This is a genomic window from Bacillus sp. J14TS2, from assembly GCF_018333015.1.
In the GTDB taxonomy this organism is placed as follows: Bacteria; Bacillota; Bacilli; order Bacillales; family Bacillaceae_C; genus Lederbergia.
This window is the reverse complement of record NZ_BORE01000023.1, coordinates 20410-42510: the sequence shown is the minus strand read 5'-3', so window position 1 is coordinate 42510 and position 22101 is coordinate 20410. Positions and strand designations below refer to the sequence as shown.

General features: G+C 38.5%; 13 protein-coding genes. 4 read left to right on the top strand and 9 right to left on the bottom strand.

Annotation, left to right across the window (positions count from 1 at the left end; translation table 11 throughout):
* Window positions 1-28: 28 nt before the first annotated feature.
* The 4 genes from KI375_RS24510 to KI375_RS24495 all read left to right on the top strand — a co-directional run bounded on the left by KI375_RS24510 (window position 29) and on the right by KI375_RS24495 (window position 4600).
* The gene (locus tag KI375_RS24510) at window positions 29-724 is read left to right on the top strand and encodes a response regulator transcription factor (protein ID WP_212976004.1); all 696 of its coding nucleotides are present in this window, start codon (window positions 29-31) and stop codon (window positions 722-724) included.
* The gene (locus KI375_RS24505; protein ID WP_212976003.1) at window positions 717-1721 is read left to right on the top strand and encodes a sensor histidine kinase; all 1005 of its coding nucleotides are present in this window, start codon (window positions 717-719) and stop codon (window positions 1719-1721) included. Before KI375_RS24510 ends, KI375_RS24505 begins: the two co-directional genes overlap by 8 nt.
* 181 nt (window positions 1722-1902) lie before the next feature.
* Window positions 1903-2664: an ABC transporter ATP-binding protein gene (locus tag KI375_RS24500; protein WP_212976002.1), complete on the top strand. Its 762-nt coding sequence runs from the start codon at window positions 1903-1905 to the stop codon at window positions 2662-2664.
* Window positions 2654-4600 (top strand): ABC transporter permease, encoded by a 1947-nt coding sequence (locus KI375_RS24495; protein ID WP_212976001.1) that lies wholly within the window; start codon window positions 2654-2656, stop codon window positions 4598-4600. Before KI375_RS24500 ends, KI375_RS24495 begins: the two co-directional genes overlap by 11 nt.
* A 93-nt stretch (window positions 4601-4693) precedes the next feature.
* Here the strand turns inward: KI375_RS24495 and KI375_RS24490 are convergent, their stop codons facing one another.
* The 9 genes from KI375_RS24490 to KI375_RS24450 form a co-directional block, all read right to left on the bottom strand.
* The gene (locus KI375_RS24490) at window positions 4694-7912 is read right to left on the bottom strand and encodes a DEAD/DEAH box helicase (RefSeq protein ID WP_212976000.1); all 3219 of its coding nucleotides are present in this window, start codon (window positions 7910-7912) and stop codon (window positions 4694-4696) included.
* A 62-nt stretch (window positions 7913-7974) separates the two neighbouring features.
* Entirely contained in the window at window positions 7975-10266 is a 2292-nt protein-coding gene (locus KI375_RS24485) for an ATP-dependent DNA helicase (protein WP_212976034.1), read from the bottom strand.
* Window positions 10267-10805: 539 nt separating this feature from the next.
* Window positions 10806-12887 (bottom strand): FIMAH domain-containing protein, encoded by a 2082-nt coding sequence (locus KI375_RS24480; RefSeq protein ID WP_212975999.1) that lies wholly within the window; start codon window positions 12885-12887, stop codon window positions 10806-10808.
* 229 nt (window positions 12888-13116) lie between these two features.
* Window positions 13117-14010, bottom strand: a complete 894-nt coding sequence (locus KI375_RS24475; protein WP_212975998.1) for a carbohydrate ABC transporter permease — start codon at window positions 14008-14010, stop codon at window positions 13117-13119.
* A gap of 15 nt (window positions 14011-14025) precedes the next feature.
* Window positions 14026-14982, bottom strand: a complete 957-nt coding sequence (locus KI375_RS24470) for an ABC transporter permease (protein ID WP_212971941.1) — start codon at window positions 14980-14982, stop codon at window positions 14026-14028.
* 72 nt (window positions 14983-15054) lie between these two features.
* Window positions 15055-16680 carry an extracellular solute-binding protein gene (locus KI375_RS24465; protein ID WP_212975997.1) on the bottom strand — a complete coding sequence of 542 codons (1626 nt, stop codon included), beginning with the start codon at window positions 16678-16680 and terminating at the stop codon, window positions 15055-15057.
* Between the two features lie 105 nt (window positions 16681-16785).
* The gene (locus KI375_RS24460) at window positions 16786-17661 is read right to left on the bottom strand and encodes a glycerophosphodiester phosphodiesterase family protein (RefSeq protein WP_212975996.1); all 876 of its coding nucleotides are present in this window, start codon (window positions 17659-17661) and stop codon (window positions 16786-16788) included.
* An 85-nt stretch (window positions 17662-17746) separates the two neighbouring features.
* On the bottom strand, window positions 17747-19348 hold the full coding sequence (locus KI375_RS24455) for an extracellular solute-binding protein (protein WP_212975995.1): 1602 nt from the start codon (window positions 19346-19348) through the stop codon (window positions 17747-17749).
* A gap of 307 nt (window positions 19349-19655) precedes the next feature.
* Window positions 19656-21845, bottom strand: coding sequence for an extracellular solute-binding protein (locus KI375_RS24450; RefSeq protein WP_212975994.1), 2190 nt, complete (start codon window positions 21843-21845; stop codon window positions 19656-19658).
* Between the last annotated feature and the right edge of the window lie 256 nt (window positions 21846-22101).

Below are 22101 nucleotides of genomic sequence, written 5' to 3'. Positions count from 1 at the left end.
ATTCTTTGTTAAAAGTGTGGTGAATCGAGTGTTCAAGCTCTTACTTATTGAAGATGATGCAACTCTTTTCCGGGAAATAAAAGAGAGATTATTGCAATGGTCTTATGATGTATATGGAATTACCGATTTTAATATGGTCATGCAAGAATTTGCAACGTTAAAACCTGATTTAGTGCTGATCGATATTCAGTTACCGAAATTCGATGGGTTTCATTGGTGCCGAATGATCCGCTCCCATTCAAAAGTTCCCATTATATTTTTATCTTCACGGGATCATCCTACAGATATGGTGATGTCCATGCAGCTGGGAGCAGATGATTATATCCAAAAACCGTTCCATTTTGATGTGTTAATCGCAAAAATCCAAGCCATTCTTCGGCGTACTTACAATTACAATACAGAAGAAAGCTTGCTTAAAGCTTGGAACAGCGCAACGGTCGATTACGAAAAAAACGTGGTTCAACATGAGAGCGGATCGATTGAATTAACAAAGAATGAAATGTTCATTTTAAAAGTATTGATCGAACAAAAGAACAAAATTGTCACTCGAGACGAGCTCATTAAATACTTATGGGATGATGAACGGTTTATCAGTGATAACACTTTAACTGTAAATGTAAATCGATTGCGGAAAAAACTAGAACAACTTGGTTTAGGACGCTATATTGAAACCAAAGTTGGACAAGGATATCTCGCTGTAGAAAAGGACGTTTCATATGATTAAACGCTTTATCATTGAACGATATAGCTGGATTTTTCTATTTCTTTTTCTACAACTACTCCTTGTATTTGTTGCGTATATTGATCCATCCATTCCGTTAACACCTATTCTCTACATCACTTTTTTATCCAGTTTTCTTTTTATCATTTTTCTAGTCATTCGCTACCAAAAGGAAACAAGGTTTTATAAAAGCTTAAACGAATGGAGTCCTGACCTTGATTTAACAACAATCATTCAAGCGGAAAGTCCTTTTGAGCAAATCATTGAAGAAGCGTTAGCCAATCAAACACAACAACTGAAAAAAGAAAGTACTACTCACTTCCTCAGCTTAGAACAAGAGAAAGATGATCTATTATCTTGGATACATGAAGTGAAAACACCATTAACAGCAATGCAGTTAATCATTGATCGTTTAGAAGATGACACTATGAAAACACAATTAACACATGAATGGCTACGTATTTACTTACTGCTTGATCAACAACTTCATCAAAAACGGATGCCCTTTATTGAAAATGATTTGCATATTGAAAGAATTGCGATTAAATCAGTTATCTTCCCAGAAATTAAAGCCTTGCAATCGTGGTGTATGCAAAAGGGAATTGGCTTTGATGTAGATTTAGGGGAAACCGAAGTCTTTAGTGATAGCAAATGGTTGGCTTTTATCATTAGACAATTATTAACAAATGCGATTAAATACAGTGAATCAGCAGATATACTCATCAAAACCTATCAACAAGACAAGCATGTACAAGTAGAAATTCAAGACTTTGGGCGGGGAATTGACCCAAAAGACCTACCAAGGATCTTTGACAAGGGCTTTACCTCGACATCTCAACATCAAGATAATGGAGCAACAGGGATGGGGCTATACCTAGCCAAAAAAGCAGCCGATTCGCTATTCATTCAAATCCGCGTTAGCTCAAGACCTCAAGCAGGCACAACTTTTACATTAATATTTCCTAAGATAAATGAATTTCATCATATTTCGAGCATGTGACAATAATGTCACATGCTTTCCTCTTTTGTTCGGCAAATCGAAGGCAAACCAAGGTTACGCTCTTTATAATGAAATTATTGATTAAAATGCGTGTTCAAAAAGGAGGATAAAAGAGACGAAGAAATTCGTAGTGTCATTTTTACCGGACCTTTTGAACAACCTTTTAAAGGAGTGTGTCGTTTTGAAGATATTAGAAGCAAGCAAATTATATAAGCACTATGGCAATAAATTTAATAAACAGGAAGTGCTAAAGGGAATTGATCTTAGTGTGGACCAAGGGGAATTTGTCGGCATTATGGGAGCATCTGGATCAGGAAAAACTACCTTACTTAATGTACTTTCCTCTATCGATAAAGCGAGTAACGGAACCATTACAATTGATAGCAAAGAAATGACCAATATGAAGGAAAAAGAGTTGGCAACATTTCGGAAGAATCATTTAGGCTTTATCTTTCAAGAGTATAATCTATTAGACACATTAACGGTCAAGGAAAATATTCTATTGCCTCTATCTATAGCAAAGATAGCCAGAAAGGAAGCTCAACAAAAATTTACAACAGTTGCCACAGAACTAGGTATTGAAGAGATAAAAGATAAGTATCCAAATGAGATATCAGGTGGTCAAAAACAACGCACCTCTGCGGCCCGATCCTTTATCCACCAGCCAAGTATTATTTTTGCTGATGAGCCAACAGGAGCACTTGATTCAAAATCAGCTGCAGGTTTATTAAAAAAGCTAAGCGAATTAAATCAAAAACGAAAGGCTACCATTATTATGGTCACGCACGATCCAACCGCAGCAAGTTTCTGTAGCAGAGTCATTTTTATAAAGGATGGACAAATCTATTCTCAGTTAAATAAAGGCGAACAACCAAGACAAGCATTTTTCGAGGATATTATGAAGACACAAGCTATATTAGGCGGGGTACAACATGAATATTAATCAACTCATCTTTCGTAGTCTTAAGAAAAATATTAAAAACTATTATCTCTATGTGTTTGCCTTAGTTTTTAGTGTTGCACTATATTTTGCCTTTGTTACCCTGCAATATGATCCAGCTATGGACGAAACAAAAGGTTCTGTGAAAGGTGCCGCTGGACTTAGGGCCGCTTCTGTCCTCCTTGTTTCTATTGTCACCATTTTCCTTTTATATGCGAATCAACTCTTTATTAAACGTCGCAGTAAAGAAATCGGCTTGTTTCAGCTGATTGGAATGACAAAAAATAAAATTTTCCAGCTTCTAAGCACAGAAAACTTTATTCTCTATTTTGGATCCTTGCTATTTGGTATTTTTGTCGGCTTTTCTAGTTCAAAACTTATCATGATGATCTTATTTAAAGTGGTGGGCCTTGAGGCAAGCACCAAGCTTCGCTTCTCTATAGAAGCCCTGATTCAAACACTAATCGTTTTTGCTGTCATCTACCTTTTCATCCTGCTCATGAACTATATGTTTATAAAGAGACAAACGATTCTATCCTTATTTAGAGTGGTTTCATCAGCAGAAGGACGAGTGAAAAAAATCGGCCTATTTGACATTATTTTTGGAGCATTGGGGATTATTTTTATCCTTTCAGGCTATTATATTTCATCAAAATTATTTGATGGGGACTTTTCTGATATGATTCAACTCTTCTTAGCAATGATTTTTATTCTTGGTTCAGTGATCATTGGCACATACTTGTTTTATAAAGGATCTGTTACATTCATCACAAATATCATCCGAAAAAGGAAAAAGGGATACTTAAATATAAATGAAGTGTTATCCCTCTCTTCCATTATGTTTCGTATGAAATCAAATGCCCTGCTATTAACGATTATCACAACCGTCTCTGCACTTGCCATTGGCTTACTATCTTTAAGCTATATTTCCTATTATTCTGCGGAAAAGAATGCAGAAAGCAATGTACCCGCTCATTTTTCATTAACAAGTGTTGAAGATGCGGACCAATTCAAAGAGGCCTTAATGGAAAAAAATATAGATTATAGTGAAACACAAATTGATGTCCTCCAAGTAGAGGCAAATGTGGAGAAAATACTGGAAGTAGATCTGGAAGAGGTAAACTTTGATCCAAATACCATGACCCTTTCCGTTGTTAGCGATAAAGACGTCAAGGAAGTAGATTTAAAACAGGGAGAAACACTTTTCACAGGGGTCAATAATGCCTTAAATACAATGATGTCCTTCAAAGCTAAAGGCGATATCGAATGGAGAGGACAAAAAGAAACGATTCAGCAAAGATATATCGGCTTAGAAGATAAAACCATTATTCCTTATAATTTCACGTCCGGCGGTCTGCCTACTGCCATTGTCAAGGACACCGTTTTTCAACGTTTGAAGAATGATCTGAACCCAGATATCCAGATGGATTCCTCGCTATTTATTGGAATCAATCTTAAGGACAATGAGAAATTGGCAGAGGCCAATGATCTGTTTCAAAGTCTTGATTTTAGCGAGAATTCGCAAAACCTGTCTCAGCTTCAGGTAAGTATTAATCAGAAATTGAGCATGGGACTAATCATGTTTATCGTTGCCTTTCTGGGCCTCACCTTTTTAATTACATCTGGTTGTATCCTGTATTTTAAACAAATGGATGAAAGTGAAGACGAAAGACCAAATTATACGATATTACGAAAACTAGGCTTCACCCAAGGAGATTTAGTAAGAGGGATTCAGGCCAAACAACTCTTTAATTTTGGTATTCCTTTGGTTGTCGGTCTATCTCATAGCTATTTCGCTGTCAAATCAGGTTGGTTCCTTTTTGGCACAGAATTGTGGACACCCATGTTAATTGTTATGGTGATCTATACTGCTTTATATTCGATTTTCGGCATGCTGTCTGTGGTATATTGTAAAAGAGTGATTAAAGAAGCGTTATAAAACATTCCCCCGCTTAACCATTAAGATGCGCTTAAGACGGGGGATTTCCTTCATATCAGTTTTGGCAAAGCTCTTTAAGGATACCAATTTCTTCTAGTTTACGACATCGTCCATACCCTTTTGAATCATCAGTATTTCTCGAATATCCTCTTCTGTAAGCAAGGAAGGGAAATTTTCCTTTGAATCAATTACTTCATCTATGAGGTGTCTTTTTTTCTCTTGGAGTTCATTCATTTTTTCCTCAATTGTGCCACGGGTGACTAGTTTGATCACTTGGACAGACTTTGTTTGACCAATTCGGTGAACACGATCTGCGGCTTGTTCCTCCACAGCAGGATTCCACCAAGTATCATAGAGGATGACCGTATCAGCACCTGTTAAGTTAAGTCCTGTTCCACCTGCTTTTAAGGAAATAAGAAAAACATGACGTTCTCCTGCATTAAAACGATGGCATCTTTCTAATCGTTCTTCTGATGGGGTTTGCCCGTCAAGATAGAAATACGGCCATCCTTGCTTTGCTAATTCCCTCCCAATAAGTTGAAGCATCTTTGTAAACTGCGAGAAAACCAATACTCTCCTTCCAGAAAGCCTTGCTTCCTCTAAAATCCGAAACAGTTGTGCAAACTTCGCTGAATTCCCTTTATAGCTGTCCACAAACAGAGCCGGGTGGCAACATATTTGCCGCAATCGTGTTAAACCAGCAAGGATTCTGATCTTATTTTTTCGAAGCGTATCTTTGTCCAGATGTTTTAATGTGTCATGCCTTAATTTAGCTAAATAGGCTGCATATAGTTTTTTCTGCTCTGGAAGTAGCTCCACAGATTCCTGTGCTGTGGTCTTTTCGGGTAATTCTGCAAGTACATCTGCTTTCGTTCTTCGTAATAAAAATGGACGAATCCTGCGAATGATCTTTTTTCTTGAAAGATTACTGTAATCCTTTAACCCTTGAAATAGTTCAGGAAAAACAACATGAAAAATCGACCAAAGCTCCTCTAATGAATTTTCAATTGGTGTCCCAGTAAGAGCGAAGTAATGATCGGCATGCACCTTTTTTACTGCTTTTGCCGTTTGGGTAAAAGGATTTTTAAATGCCTGTGCCTCATCAAAAAACACTGTATGAAAAGACTGTTTTTCGTACCATTTGATATCTGCTCGTAATAATGGATAAGAAGTGATTACAACATCGTGAGCAGTCATGTCTCTTTGTAAAGTCAGCCGTTTCGCCTTTTGACCATCGATCACCACAACTTTAAGATCAGCCGCGAATTGGCCAAACTCATTGAGCCAGTTATAGGTAAGGGAGGACGGACAAACAATAAGAACTGGCCGTTTCTGCTTACGAATATCGGACTGTTCAGATAAAATAAACGCCATACTTTGCAAGGTTTTTCCAAGTCCCATATCATCGGCAAGGATCCCTCCGAAACCGAAACGAGCAAGAGCCTTCATCCATCTGTAACCATGCTTCTGATATTCATATAAGATTGGTTCCACAAGTTTCGGCACTTCGAAGTCCAATTGATTCGGATCTTGAATTTCTTTTAAAAACTGACGAAAGGAAGTCTCTAGCTTGAATACATCTGGATCATTAGTCGAATCCATAAGTTGGAAGCCACGGACAACGGGCACATTCAGACCACTTTCCAGATCTTCATCCTGAATCGGGACAGCTTGAAGGAAGCGTTGGATTTCTGCAAACTCCCTAGTCTCAAGAGAAAGCAAAGCACCGCTCCGTAAACGATAATACTTGCGCTTCTCTTCAAGTGCAGCCAAAACCTCACGAATCTGCCTTTCGGGGATGCCATCCATTTCAAATTTAAATTCCAACCAATTCGTCCGTTCCTTTTTGAACCCTACCTTAATTCGCGGATGGGCCTTCTCTTTAAAAACTCTACTTCTTACAGCAGTTGTGGCATATACGTGCACAAGCTTCTCCATTTTAGGAAGGATATGATACAAAAAATCGTATTCCAATTCTTCATTATGCAAAAAATAGCCACCTTCTGTTTGAGCAAAAGAACTTTCCTCCATAAGTTGGAGGATCATTGCCTCTTTTTCCACATCCCTAATCAGTACGGGGCCTGTCTCTACTTCTCGCTCATGCGGGTAAATAACAAGCCCATCATAATGAAATTCTAATCCAGCAAGGAGGCGGTTTTTAACACGATCCAAGTATAATTTAGCAACCAATGGTGTCCCCGAGAATTCTCCAGAAATGTTCCCTGTTAGCTGGAACTTTCCTAACTTTTTCAAACCAGGCACTACTTTTACTAAAAAATCACGAACTTGGGGGCGCGGAATTAAAATTCGATTGGAGCGAGAAGATGTCAGCATCTGTTTTAACTCTGAAAGACGTTCACTCGCTTTCCTTTCCAGCAGAACAACCTTTTCTTTGAAAAGAACGGTGCGATAAGCAGTCAATACCGTCATCAGCTGTAATCCTTCAATTTTGAGTTGATAGTCACCGTTCGTCATCCCCAAAAGATCAAATTGTAAAGGCAATGGCTCGTCAGATCGGCAAAACCGGTCAAACTGTTGCCCACCATGAATTAACTTCACCAAAGGAGCACTGGATAGTAAAGGGACTAGCCGCTCCCAAGAAGAGGGTGGGATAAGTAAAATATCGTTGCTGAACGCCCACTCTGTTTTGTCTGGTAATGTATCCACATAGATCTCTTCGTCTTCTGTTACTTGAATAAGCTGTTGAAGGACAGCATCTGTTTCCTCTCGAAAACAATGGCTCTGTGGATCATAAGCAAAAGAGGAGGTAAGTGGACTCGAATTTCCTCTCTTCACATCTTCTAGGAATTCTCGGAGATTAGGTACATGGTTCGTTCCTACCTCCACTCCGATCCCCGCCATATTTGGGCCATCCTTCACTCTGACAGACTGACAGAAGAACGTGATGTCCAGTACTTCCCGGTTCTCAAAATGAAACTGATGCCGGCTAGTTTGCTTTTCTTCAGCATCAAACAAGTGAAACAAGCCTTCCGTAAGTGCATGGTTTTGGGGAGATGAGGACTTGTTGCTATGTTGACGTTCGTGGATCGCAACTAATACAGCCGCAATGTGCTGACAATCATGCTTAATAGATGGCAACGGCGGACAGCTACACTTCGTCCGAATCCCGCCACTCTCATCCTTTTCAATCGTAACCTGAAAATCCTCCACTCCAGTAACAGTCGCCTCACAACGACTAGAACCAACACTATTAATCCTCACCTTATCCGCCTCAAAATAAGCCTTCCCTCTTTTAAAGGAAACTGTACCACACATTTCTATGATTTTCTCTTTACTTATCCTACCATTCAAGTGTTTTCCCCCCTTTTCTTAAGGTGCCTGGCACGCATCTGATTTTGTCGAATTAACTTTATTTACATTCTATCATTGCCAATCCTAAAGTTTTGCCATTCAAAGGGAAGCAATGCTTGGTATTTTGGTTGCAAGAACCGATCGTCAATTAAAGCAATGATCCCATGATCCGAATCTGTCCGAATTAATCGACCACCTGCTTGCAGCACTTTATTCATACCGGGATAAACATACGAGTAATCATATCCATTATGACCAATTGCTTGGAAGTAATCCTTGATAATATCGCGCTCCAGGCCAATTTGCGGCAATCCCACGCCAACAATGATCACACCCTGCAGTCGTTCTCCTTTTAAATCGATCCCCTCAGAGAATATACCACCAAGCACCGCAAATCCTACTAGACGATCTGTTGAATGCTTATTTTCCTGGAAGGCCGCCAAAAAGTCCTCACGTTGTTCCTCTGTCATCCCCCCATCTTGCACAATCGTCTTCATATCTGGTGCCATCGTGATGAAATGCTCATAGACCATCCGCATATATTGATACGAGGGGAAAAATACAAGAAAATTCCCAGCATTTTTCTGCAAGGTGTCAACCATAAACTGTACCATCGGTTCCAATGTATTATCTCGATCACGATATCTTGTGGATAACGGATGAATCATAACTTCGACATGCTCTCGGTCAAAAGGGGACGGAATGGAGAGCACATAATCGTTTTCCTTCCCACCAAGCAAGTTCATATAATAGCCTGCAGGGGTCAAGGTGGCTGAGAAGAAAATTTTGGAGCGAAATCCTTTTCCCATCTGTTCTAATTGGGCCGACGGGTCTAAACAAAATAGCTTTAATTCGACCTCACTACCATTGACAGTCAGATAACTCGTAAAACGTTGATCATACAAGCGGGCAATTTTTACAAATGCCTGGGCTTCAAAATAGGTTTCCAATAAAAGCTCATCCACTTCTTCGCCTTTTACTAATTCTTCCTCAGCCCTAAAGGTGAAAGCATCTACCACTTGCACAAGCTTGTCATCTAATGACTTTTCAAGCATTTGGTTCTGCTTCTTCTTCTCAAGCATTTGGTCATTCACTTTTTTGGCCGCCTTTGCAATCCCTTTGTGATCCTTTTTGTATAAACGATATAAATCAAGAAAATGGGATTTGACAACAGTGGCTGAATACATCTCTCTTGCCCGATCAACTAGATTATGGGCTTCATCAATTAGTAACACAGTCTTTTTCTTTTCTTCTTCAAAAAGCCGTTGAAGGGATACCCTGGGATCAAACATATAATTATAATCGCAGATCACTGCATCCGCGGCATAGGCCAAATCAAGTGAAAACTCAAAAGGACAAACCATATGTTTACGAGCATATTTCTCAATCACGAGTCTCGTAAGCATGTTTTCATGTTTCAATATATCTGAAACAGCACCATTAATTCGATCGTAATAACCATCCGCAAATGGACATTCCGTTTTGTCGCATTTTACCTTTTCCTGAAAACAAATTTTCTCCTTTGCCGTAATCGTCACGACAATAAGCTCTAGACCTGTCTCTTGTAAAAGGCGAAACGCTTCCTCAGCAGCTGTACGCGTAATCGTCTTCGCTGTAAGGTAAAAAAGCCGCTCCACATGTCCTTCCCCCATTGCCTTCACTGCAGGAAAAGTCGTTGAAATCGTCTTACCAATTCCTGTTGAAGCTTTTGCGAAAAGAGTCCTTTTCTCCTGAATCGTTTTATAAACTGAACCTGCAAGCTTACGTTGCCCTTGTCGATACTCTCCGAATGGAAAGGATAAAGCTTTGGCGCTCACATCTCTTTTTTGTCGTAGGTCCATCCTTAATCGCGCAAAAGCAGCATAACGGGAAACGACATCTATAACAAAAGCTGCTAAATCTTCCTTTTTCATCATCCGCTGAAATCTTTTTTCTTCTTCTGTCCGTACCTGAACATACGTGAGTTGGATATGTATTTCCGATAGGTCATGATCCTGAGCATAAATATAGGCATACACAATCGCCTGTGCCCAGTGCACTGGATTGGTTTCCTCTGTGATTTGTTCCAACGGCATCGAGGTCGATTTAATTTCGTCAATGGTGATCATTCCATCCTCGTCTATTAGCAAACCATCACAGCGCCCATCAATCCGAAACGTAAGATCATCAAACGGAACCTCCGTTTTCAAATACACTTCCTTTTGATCTGTTTCACGATAGGTTTTTTGAATCTTCTGGTGGATTTTTGTGCCTTCATGCATTGAGGAAGCGGTACGGAATCCCGTTTCAATGCTCCCACTTCGAAAAGCATATTCTACAAGCGTCCTGACAGCTATTTTAATCATTTGTGTCATCTGATCACCCATTCGTTATTCTCCACTCCATTTTAGCATAGAGGGCAACTGAATTAATTTCATAATTTAAATTCATAGATCTTCAAGACTTTCGAGACGTAAAAAAGGAGTATCTCCCCAAAATGTCGAAATGAGCTAAGTAATTACACCAACTCTAAGACTGGAGAAGGACTCCCTATGTCGATTATACGGCAAGAAGGCCAGTTTGGGCTACAGGAATGATAAGATTAGCATCATCTGCCTAACGTATTTGATGTATTTATTCAGCGATCGAGATGGACTAGTAATCGTATCCATTTAACTTTAAACCATCAAGTTTCATAATTACCAGATAAAAAGATATTCTTAAAAAAGCTCTCCAATTCATCCTGAATTGAAGAGCTTCTTACAATATATATGTGCATCATTTTGCAAAAGATTAATTCATTCATTAATTACTAGGTTCTATTCATCTATACTTCTCACAACGCTATATGTAAAAGGAGCTTCCTAAATGTGTTTGGCCATAGGGAGATTTTGCAATTGTTAGGAGAAAACCCCTAACTCCAGTCTTCAACCATTGCATCAGTCTCTTTACTGAGCACGCTGTAAGCCTTACTAGAAATTAACTTATCGTTTTTCTGCTGATCTAAGAGACCTTTGAAGCCTTTCATATGTTTAACAACTTTATCCGCTTTATTTGTTTTCTCAAAATGCGCAACCGCAGTCAAATGTTCCTTTAATGCATATACTACCTCACTGCTCTCAAACTCACCTTCTTGGTCAAGCTCGTCAATGATATCTTTGATTTCCAGAGCACTCCCTGGATCCGATTTCCCTACTATTAAGTCACCAATTTTTTTAGAATCTGAATGATCTGTTACGCGTTTCCCTGCGAATATATTCGAAGTCCGAATAATATCTTTACATGTGTCAGTGATTCGTAATGAGCCATCGGAAGTATAGGAATCATCATCTTTACATAGATTCCCTGTTATGGAAACTCGTTTTATCCCTTCCGTCAACCATATACCGAAAAACCCGTCATTTAAATGATCATCATCTACATTTTTTCCTTGCACCCCAAAAATTTTATTCGATGCAATAATGATATCGACCACATCGTTATTACATTGAATGCCATGACCGATAACATGCTTGATATTATTTCCAATAATATCAACGTTCGTTACTCCCGTTGCCACTTGAATACCAGTACCCTCTAACTGGCTTAACTTGTTATTTGAAATCACTACATTATCACTTTGCTCTTTCACATAGATACCTGATGAATTGGTATCTATGATTGTATTATTCGAAATCGTTATTTCCTTTACACGATTTACCCAAATTCCAGTTGTATGGGTACGTTCAATATAATTGTCGGAAACAATGACATTTTCCAGGCCGTAAGTACCTTCATTATGAAAATCTCCTTGAACAATAATTGTTTGTGAGTAATTCCCAACATCATAGAAAGTATTTCCCCGAATGATAATGTTTTTACATCCATCTTCAAACCGAGAATAAACGCCGATACCTGCTTCACATTGATACCCTACATTATCTTGGATAATAACATTATTCCAGTTATCAGATCGCACGCAGTGATTCTGTATTTTATAAAATTCACACCCTATCACATGAATATTCTTATGGGTATGTGGACTTGAATTCGCATGGGAACCTACACCTCTTGGCCAAGGCACCGTACCTTTATCGTCTGATCCTCCAAACTGGCAATTCCGAATTGTGATCCCATCACAGGTCGTTAAATCATATTTTCCAAAGGCAGGAAAGCCGTCTTTAGAGGCTAAATCAATTTGAATAGCCTCGGCGTAGCCACGTTCACCGGAATCTACAAAGCCATTAAACATACAATCCTTGATCAAAACATTTGTACTGGAATTCACTTCAATCGCATGACTGTCACAAACATTTTTGATTGTAACATTCCGAATCGTAATATCGTGCCCATGTCCTAATGCGACGGCAGTTCCAGAGCGTTGGGTTTCATTTCCCCTAGCATCCCATATACCACCCTCAATAACAATATCTCCGTTCCCTTCGTAGCCCTCATATTCTTCTGATCTGCTTCCATTCAATAGCATATATCCACCATAACGAAGGAGAACGGTTGAATGGGCACAAATCAGATGTGTCTTCGAGTATATACTCAGATGATCGCCTAGTTTGTATGTTCCTAATGGAACGTACACAACGGCTCCTCCTAACTGTTTAGCATAATCCAATGCTTGTTGTATGGCAGGTTGATCATCTGCTTTTCCGTCGCCCTTCGCCCCAAAATCCTTCACACTGATTAATTCACGTAGTTTATCACCAACCAATCGTTGAGACGAATCTTTAGAATAGCGATAGACAATCTGATCAGCATCCGGATCAGCATCATCATTGGTAGGAGTTTTACTTCCCTTCTCCTTTTTCTCCGTATTCCCGTCTGCAGCGAAGGCCTTATCAAGCGTGCTTAACAATCCACCTGAAACAACTACGGCACTTGTCAACCCCATATATGCAAGCAGCTTTCTTCTGCTAATATTTCCATCCTTTTCTATAACTTCCTCCTCTTTTTTATTCCTCTCGATTTTAACCGCTTTCTCATTGTTATGTTTTTGATGATCCATAAACAACTTCTCTCCTTTCAGCTATTGGATTCAAGTATTCAAAAATACTTATTGAACATTGCATCAACTTATATTCATGCAAGCTTACCCTTCATGTCTTTTTTGGAACTCATTAAATACAGAGTTAACAAACAATGCGAAAGCAGAAAACCCATTAAAGTGCTACTGTCATGAATGGAAATTTCACATTCATTTTTTTGTTTAAAAGTCCTTTTAAATTTGCCTTCATTTACTCTTTCACCGATCCAATCAATACCCCTTGTACAAAGAAACGTTGAAGGAATGGATAAACGATTAACAGCGGTAAGGAAGAGACCATAATGACCGCATATTTCACTAAGCTGGCGGTTTTCACCTGTTCGACCAGAGATTCGATTTCTCCTGGTCCCCCGCCACCTTCTTGGCTAATTTGTGCGACCACTAATATCTGCCGTAGAATCAGCTGCAATGGATACAACTTTTCGTCTGAAAGATAGATTAAAGCGGTAAAATATTGATTCCATAAACTGACCGCATGGAATAAAGCCATTACCGCAATAATGGGCATCGAGAGGGGAATCACTACTTTTCCGAAGATGTAGTAGTCCGAAGCCCCATCAATTTTAGCAGCTTCCACTAACTGATCGGGAATGGTTTGTTGAAAGAATGTTCGTGCCACAAGAATCGACCATGCTCCAACCACACCTGGGATCACAATCGCCCAAATCGTGTCCACCATCCCCAAGGTTTTAATGACGAGATACGTCGGGATTAATCCCCCATTAAACATCATCGTAAACAGGATGATCCACAGTATATATTTTTTCCCCATCACTTCTTTTCTCGATAAGGCGTAGGCACAAGGCAATAACACAATTAGGTGAATGATAGTCCCGATAATCGTATAAAAAATCGTATTCCGATATCCCAGCCAAATCGCGTCATTTTGAAAGACCCGTTGATAGCCCGCAAAGGTGATATCGACCGGCCACAGCCACATTTTCCCTGTACTTACCGCTGCCGGATCACTAATTGAGGCACTGATCACAAAAATAAGCGGATACACAATGACTACTGTCAGAAATACGACCAGAATTTTATTAATCAAATCAAAGGTTTTATCTGATACATTCCTATTCTTCATTGTTGCTCCCCTCCTTTACCATAAGCTGTTATCGCTGACTTTTTTCGCAATTTGATTGACTGTCACAAGCAGAATAATATTAATGACCGAGTCGAATAAACCAACCGCCGCAGCGAAACTATATTGTCCTTCCAATAAACCTGTTTCATAGACAAATGTTTGAATAATATCGGATGTTTCCGAGTTCAAAGAGTTTTGCAAAAGCAACACTTTCTCAAATCCAACCGACATAAATTTCCCGATATTCAAAATAAAGAGAATCACAATCGTTGGTAAAATGGCTGGAATATTGATGTGGATAATCCGTTGGAGTCTTGTTGCTCCATCCACCTTCGCTGCTTCTAGAAGTTCCGGATTCACCCCTGCAAGCGCCGCCAAATAAATAATCGATCCCCAGCCAAGTCCTTGCCACTCACCAGACCACACATAGATATGCCTGAACCAATCTGGACTTGTCAGGAATTGAACAGAGCTCCCCCCTAATTTCTCAATCAAATGATTGACAATCCCGGTCGTTGGATCTAAAAAGGCAATAATCATCCCCACCACGACAACCACAGAAATAAAGTGGGGGGCATAGGTTAATGTTTGCGTCCACTTTTTAAAGGCCCCATTGCGGAGCTCATTTAGCATTAAAGCGAAAATGACGGGCAGTGGAAATAGACATAATTGATAGAGGCTGATAATTAAGGTGTTTTTCAATAACCGCCAAAAGTAATAGGAATTAAAGAAACGTTCAAAATGCTCAAAGCCTACCCATGGACTTCCGTTAATCCCCATCGTCGCAAAAAAGTCCTTAAAGGCAATTTGGACCCCATACATCGGGATATAGTGGAAAACGATAAAAAAAGTCAGGGCTGGTAATAGAAAGGTATATAATTGCCAGCTTTTAAGGAAGTTTTTGCGGATGCGCGAAAAACGACTTCCAGGCATGACGATTTTATGTTCAACCTCTGCATGCTTCGTATTCATAAAGGAGCCTCCTTTGTATCAACAGGGGGATAAGTGTTGAGGCAACCTTATCCCCCTGTTGATTTCAAACTATTAATTGTTTTTATACCGCTTATATGCTTCCTCTTGGATGTCCATATATTGGTCTAAGCCCATTTTCTCAATCTCTTTAATATAATCGTCCCATTTTGAAAAAGACTCGGTTCCTGTAATGAATTTATCTTGCATTTCGTTTACATATTTATGGATATCCGCTTCCAAGCCAGATAATTTATTACTTTCTTCTACTGTATAGGTAAAACTAGGCCAGATTTCATCCAGCATATTCGGTTCCAATTTCTCTGCGGCTTCAATGGAAGATTCCAAGCCTTCCGCTCCTTGGAACGTTTCTTGCTTCACGATTCCTGGGTAACCGCCTCCAAGCCAAGTGATATAATCAGACAATTTTTGCTCCATTGATAATCCATCAGGGCTATCGGTAATTTCATCTAGATATTGAGCATTGCCGTCTTCATCACGTTCGAAGGTCTCGCCTTCAATTCCCATAAAGAATAATTCCGCCCCCTCTTCACTATAGAAATGATCCAACCATCTTAGGGTTGCAGGGATATTCTCATTTTCACTCGTCACTACAAATGCCCCCATATGGGCTAATGAAGAAGTGGCTTTATTGTACGTTTTCCCACCAGGACCTTCTAGTGCTGGCATCCCCACAAAATTACTGCCCATTTTCTTCCCATAAATCGTTTCCGTGCTTGAAATAACCGTGCTTCCGTAAAGACCCTCTGTTCCTTCGCTATAGCTTTGGTTGTCATCAATTGTATAAATATTTTTAGCAATAAGCCCTTCCGAATATAGCTTATTTAAATACTCCAAAAGTTCTTTATAGCTATCGGAAATCGGGTAAAAACGCAGGTCGTCTGTTTCCGGATCCTCATCCAAGTAAGCATGCTTAACACCTTTATTTCCAATCCCAAAAGCACCATTTAATGCCTGTCTAAGGTTTGAGATATTCACTCCACCATAAGGAATTTCATCTTGCTTTCCATTTCCATTTAAATCCGTTTCTTTCACTGCCTTTAAATAATCATAAAAATCATCGATCGTTTCCGGCATATCCATATCCAACTGCTCAAGCCAATCCTTGCGAATCCAAGGTTTGTCTCCCAAAATAAGTGAAGTAAACTCCGGGTCATAGATCGTTGGAATTGCATAGATATTCCCATCGGGAAAAGTAGCACCCTTTCTTATTTCAGGATATTTCTCTAACTGTTCAGTCAAGTTCGGCATGTATTCCTCAATTAAATCATTTAATCTCACAAAAATCCCTTGTTCTCCATATTTCAAAAGGTCAGAATTAGGGAGCGCCATCGTATAGAAAACATCAGGCAGTTTTCCACCAGCAAGAGCTAGGTTTCGCTTTTCTCCTCTAGCTTCAAATGGGACGAGTTCCCAATCAATATGAACATTCGTCATCTCTTCATATTCCTTCCAAATCAGCACCTCATTATAATCATCGGCTGTGGTAGGCGGCTTTCCTGCCATAAATTTCAATGTAATTGGCTCATTCACAATCGGCATTCCTGATTCATTTACATTTTCCAATGCGTCCTCACTTATTTCAGGTGTTTCAGGACTAGAAGACTTCTTGCCACTGCATGCGGCTAAAACTAACATCAATGACATCATTAAAAAGAATATAACTTTTCTGTTTTTCATCGTTGACCCTCCGAATTAATTAGTTAAGGTGCGCCCAGCTGATTATTCAACGCCCATAATACAAGACTTATTATGGGCGAATGTCCGTGTCTCGAAATGCAGGACTTACTTCCCGTTAATGCGGGATAAAGCCTTTCGCTCTTTTTGTCGATATTGATCCAACAAGCTTGTCCAGTCTGTCTGTAGCACATTACATCCTTTATCTACAATTTGCTTCCACCCATACTTAGGCCCTTTTAAAATCGATAGATCATCATCTAGCTCACCAAACAAGACTTCTTTATCATCTAACCGAATAGCATTTGCAAAAACAAAGTGATACTCATTTCTTAAGCTTTCTATAAGTTCATCCTGAAAAAACGGCGAGTCTTGGTTTTCGGCAATGATTTCTACTCCAACTATATTTACATTTTTAAATTCTCGTATGATCTCTAGATCTTCTAGACTTTTTACAATTGGGAAGTACATATACTTCGTTGGATGTTCTTCAAGTTGCTGTAAATACAAATCTTTAACAGGAGATTTTAATAGAATCTGATTTTCTAAATTAAATGAATCGAGATATGGTAACAATCTATCCCAATATGCCCACGACCGATCGATATTAATTAAATAATCTGTTCCTCCTACATATTTTAATAGTTCCTCTAACTTCTCTACTTGATAATTAATTTTATGGCGAATCGAATTATAATAGTGCAATGTCTCAATCTCACCCGACGAAAGCTGTTTAATATTCCTTTTCTCCCCTAACAGTCTGCTCTCATTCCCATCATGGAATAGATAGAATTGACCATCAGTTGACTGAACAACATCAATTTCAACGATATCTGCCCCCGATTGACATGCTGCAACTAGGGAAGGGATCGTATTCTCAATAATATTGCCTAGGGCAGTCCCTCTATGGGCGACAATGAGAAAAGGCTCATTTTTTAGCTTTTCTATTAATAAATTATTTATTTGCATAAATTCCTTTATCATGTTTTTATCTACTCACTTTCTATTGAACCAAATCAGTAATATATTACAATGTACCAGTGAGAGAGCCAGGAGACCGGCCCCTCTTCTATGATTCTTTGTATCTCTCATAAGCAGTATTTTCAATTTCCATATACTCTTCTAAATTCATCTTTTCAATTGTGTTAACATATTTATCCCAATTCTCAAAAGATTCACTTCCTGATATAAACTTATCTTCCATTTCTTTTACATACTTCTCTATATCAGCAGCTAAAGTAGATCTCTTCTTATATTCTTCACTTGTGTAGGAAAATTCTGGCCATACTTCCTCAAGCATATATGGTTTCATTTCTTCGGCAGCAGCTAATGAAGACGGAATACTTTCAGCTCCATCAAAGAATTGCTCTTTCATAATACCTGGATATCCACCACCTAAGTAGGTGACGTATTTGGAAAGTTCTTGTTCCATAGTTAATCCATCTGGGCTATTTTTTATTTTATCTACAAATTCCAATTTACCGTCTTCATTTTCCTCATACGTTTCTCCTTCTATCCCCATAAAGAAAAATTTTGCACCCTCATCACTATAAAAATAATCTAGCCATCTTAATGTTTCCGGCACATGTTCATTTTTATCTGTAATAACAAAGGCTCCTTTTGCTGCAATTGGAGAGCGTTGAGTGGAAACCATTCGATCGCCATGCGGCCCCTCCAATGGAGCAATTCCAATAAATTTAGACCCTTCTTCTTCTCCATAAATGGCTTCAGTATTTACGAATACTGTACTTCCATGCAATCCATTTGTTCCGTTTGCATAGCTTGAATTGTTGTCATTTGCTGAAGAGAATATATTTTCCTGAATTAATCCTTCATCATAAAGTTTATGCATATATTCAAGCATCTCTTTATAACGATCTGTTGTAGGAATAAACCGTAAGCCATCCGACTCTGGATCGAAATCTACAAAGGTATGACTACTTCCTCTATTTGCAAGTCCAAATGATCCGCGCATCCAACCCTTTAATCCATCCAGACTATAGCTTCCAAATGGAATTTCTTCATTTTTACCATTTCCGATTAAGTCTGTTTCTTTTACTGCTGTTAAATAATCATAAAAATCATCTGTTGTTTCTGGAACATCCATCCCTAATTTCTCTAGCCAATCCTCTCTCACCCAAAGCTTGTGTCCGGAAATAACGGACCAAAAATCAGGCTCATATAAACCAGGGAGGGAATAGATATTACCATCGGCATCATATAACCCCTTCTCAATTTCGGGATACTCCTTAAGGATCGCTGTTAAATTAGGCATATACTGTTCGATTAAATCATTCAGCTTCAAGAACATCCCTTGACTACCATATTCACTTAAATCAGCACTCGAAAGGTCCGCCGTATAAAACACATCCTTATAATCTCCACTAGACAATGCTAAATTCCGTTTCTCCGTCCAACCTGAACTTGGAACCAGACTCCAATCAATATGGATCCCTGTCATCTTTTCATATTCCTTCCAGATTAAGACCTCATCATAATTATCAGCATCACTTTTTCTTGCCATAAACTCTAGAGTAATAGATTCTTCCACAATCGGCATACCCGTTTCGTTAAAGTTTTCATCAGTGGTTATTTCGTTTGTTTTGTCTTCCTTATTACAGGCAGCCAGTAAAAGAATGAAAGCAAATAACAAAAAATATACTTTTTTCATAATCAAATCCCTCTCTTTCGTTTTTATATCAGGCCTTTTGATCCTTCACTCGCTTTCGTCCTTTCTAATTTCCTCTTCACTTATATCAACTGATCAACATCATTTTAATTTTATTTCTATTACACCCCTCCGCATTTTGGAACGTGTCAATTTCGACTTCATTATATTCAAAGCCGAAATTATTGTCAACCGCTTTCAAAAATAATTATAAGGATCCAGACTAGAAAAATTGAATAAAAGACTTTTTAAAAAGCAAAAGCGACCTCCTTTTTTAAAAAAGAGATCGCTTTTGCTTTTTACCATATTTTTACACTTTAATTAAAGTACCTTGCGCATCTAACAGCTGTCTGTTAAGTTGCTGAATGCCTTTATCTATATCTACGTTACCAACTAATACCTCATGGATCGCTTTTCCAATGATTTGTTCAATACTCCTTGTATTTAGCCTTCTTCCGGTCTTATCTTTAGTGTCCCTAATGCCATCATCATTCGCCTCGTTCATCCCTTCCAGCCAAGGATATAACATACGAATTGTTTGGTTCTCATATACCATTTGATTGGAAGACGTACCGCCCAATAGTGTAATCTGCTCAGCCGTTTCGATCTCATTGATCCAATTTAGAAAATTAATCGCTGCACGTTTATTCTTACTTTGCTTGGTAATCCCAACAACCCCACCGCCTAGAAGCGGCTTATTCCCAGGTACAGCAGCATACCCAATCAATGAGCCAATATCACTATGAGCGATTCTAGAAACGTGATTAGCAAAACCGATCGTCATCGCCGTTTCACCATTGGCAAAACTTGTTACAGCTTCTCCCCACCAATTTGTATCTAACTTTTGTGAAAGATTAACCGTTTCGATATAGTTTTGCAAAGCCCTTTTGGCTATAGTAGGATCTAAACAAATTTGGCCTTGTTTATTGATTAAAGTTCCTTTCTCAGCATAATATCTTGTCAAAAATTCCGCTGCCATAATCTCAGATCTTCCCAAAATAACGCTAGTACCATACTTTATCGAGGTATTTTCAAAATAAGAACTCGTATAGAAAGACAGCATTTCATTAAAAGCACTAAAATCCTTAGGGGGGAGCAAATCCCTTTTATATTTTTCAAAATATATACGTTTAATCTTCTGATCCTCAAATAGGTCTTTACGATAAAACAGCATCTGCACACTAGAATCAAATGGCAGAGCATAAGCAACCTTATCTATTTCCGAATAATTCCTTTTAATATACGTTGGATAACCATTTAATATTTGATCAAAATTTTGGTCTATTCCATTTAATGGAGAAAATACGTCTTTACCGAACCAAGAAAGCCAAGCCATATCCATCCTGATAATATCATAGTGGTTATATTTTTCGGGATCAGAGAGAGTCTTGTAGATTTCTTCATATGGTTTTATCGTTAATTTTATCTCTATCCCTGTTTTCTTCTTAAAGTAAGGGATTATTTTACTCATTGCATCTGTTGTGGGACTTGGAATCGTCAAAAAGTTCAAAGTACTCTTATAAAGTTCACGATCAAGATAATCCCCGAATTTGTTTAACCCATTATTTTTAAATAAACTAGTAGGATTAATATCTTCTTTACCATTTACTTGGTTAATTAATAATTCTGCAATTTTGCTGCCAAAAAAATGAAAATTCAATTGATAGAATTCAATACTTTCGTCAAAATTTAACTGGGTTGGAGCAAGACATAATATTTTTGGCATTTTTTGGGTAGAACCCCATAAATAGGCCTTCTTTAATATGTTTCCTTTGCTTAAACTTGTTGTGACAATAATATCAAATGGTCGTTCTTGGAAAAAGTCAAATACTTTGCTGTACGTTTGATTAAGGGTTGAATGTATGATTTTTACTTGTTTTTGCTCACACAGTCCTTCTTTCAACCGATCTACAAATTGCTTTTCATTACTAAATCGTATTTGATCTGAGAAGATTCCAATTGAATGATATTCTTTCGTTTTAAGGTAGTCTGAAATTTCCTTTCCTGCCAAATCAAAGTCAAACCCTATGAATTTCTCTGCATGCGCCACCCTTCTATTTACAAATACAATATGTTCCTTTACGATATCTAACTCTTGATAGTAACTAGTCGCATCGTCTAAGCAAGAAACAGTTACAACTCCTGTCATCCGTTCAGCAGCAATCTCTTTTAAAATAAGATTTTCATTATGCTGTAAATCGTAGGTCGAGTATAAATGTGTGCGATATCCAAGTTTCGTTAAGGTTTTATCTAATCCTTCATACATTAGCGCATATTCCTCTAGTTTTATACTTGGTAGAATGATTGCCACTGCATTTGTAGAGCCTGACCGTAACGTCTTAGCTGTATAATTTATTTTATAACCTAATTTTTTAGCTGCTGCTTCTACCATTTGAATTTTCTTTACACTGACATTTCCTTTTCCATTTAAAACATTTGAAACAGTACCATGGGATACCCCAGCTACCCTTGCTATATCCTTGAAAGTCGGTTTACTCATAACACACCCCTATTTTGCCTCGTATACAAAGTTATTATTTACAAAGAAAAGATTCTATAGTTAATAGGACACGATCTAAAAATTCCGAAAGAGATAACGATATGCCATTATTCACAACTAGTATAGGACGACTATTTGAAAAAAGCAAAATAACAGAGATCCACAAGGGGGTGTTTTTTATTCCGGATTATCGGACAGTATCCCTCACCTCAAGGCTCATAGGTTCGGCCCTGCTGGAAGCAGCATAAAAGCGTTG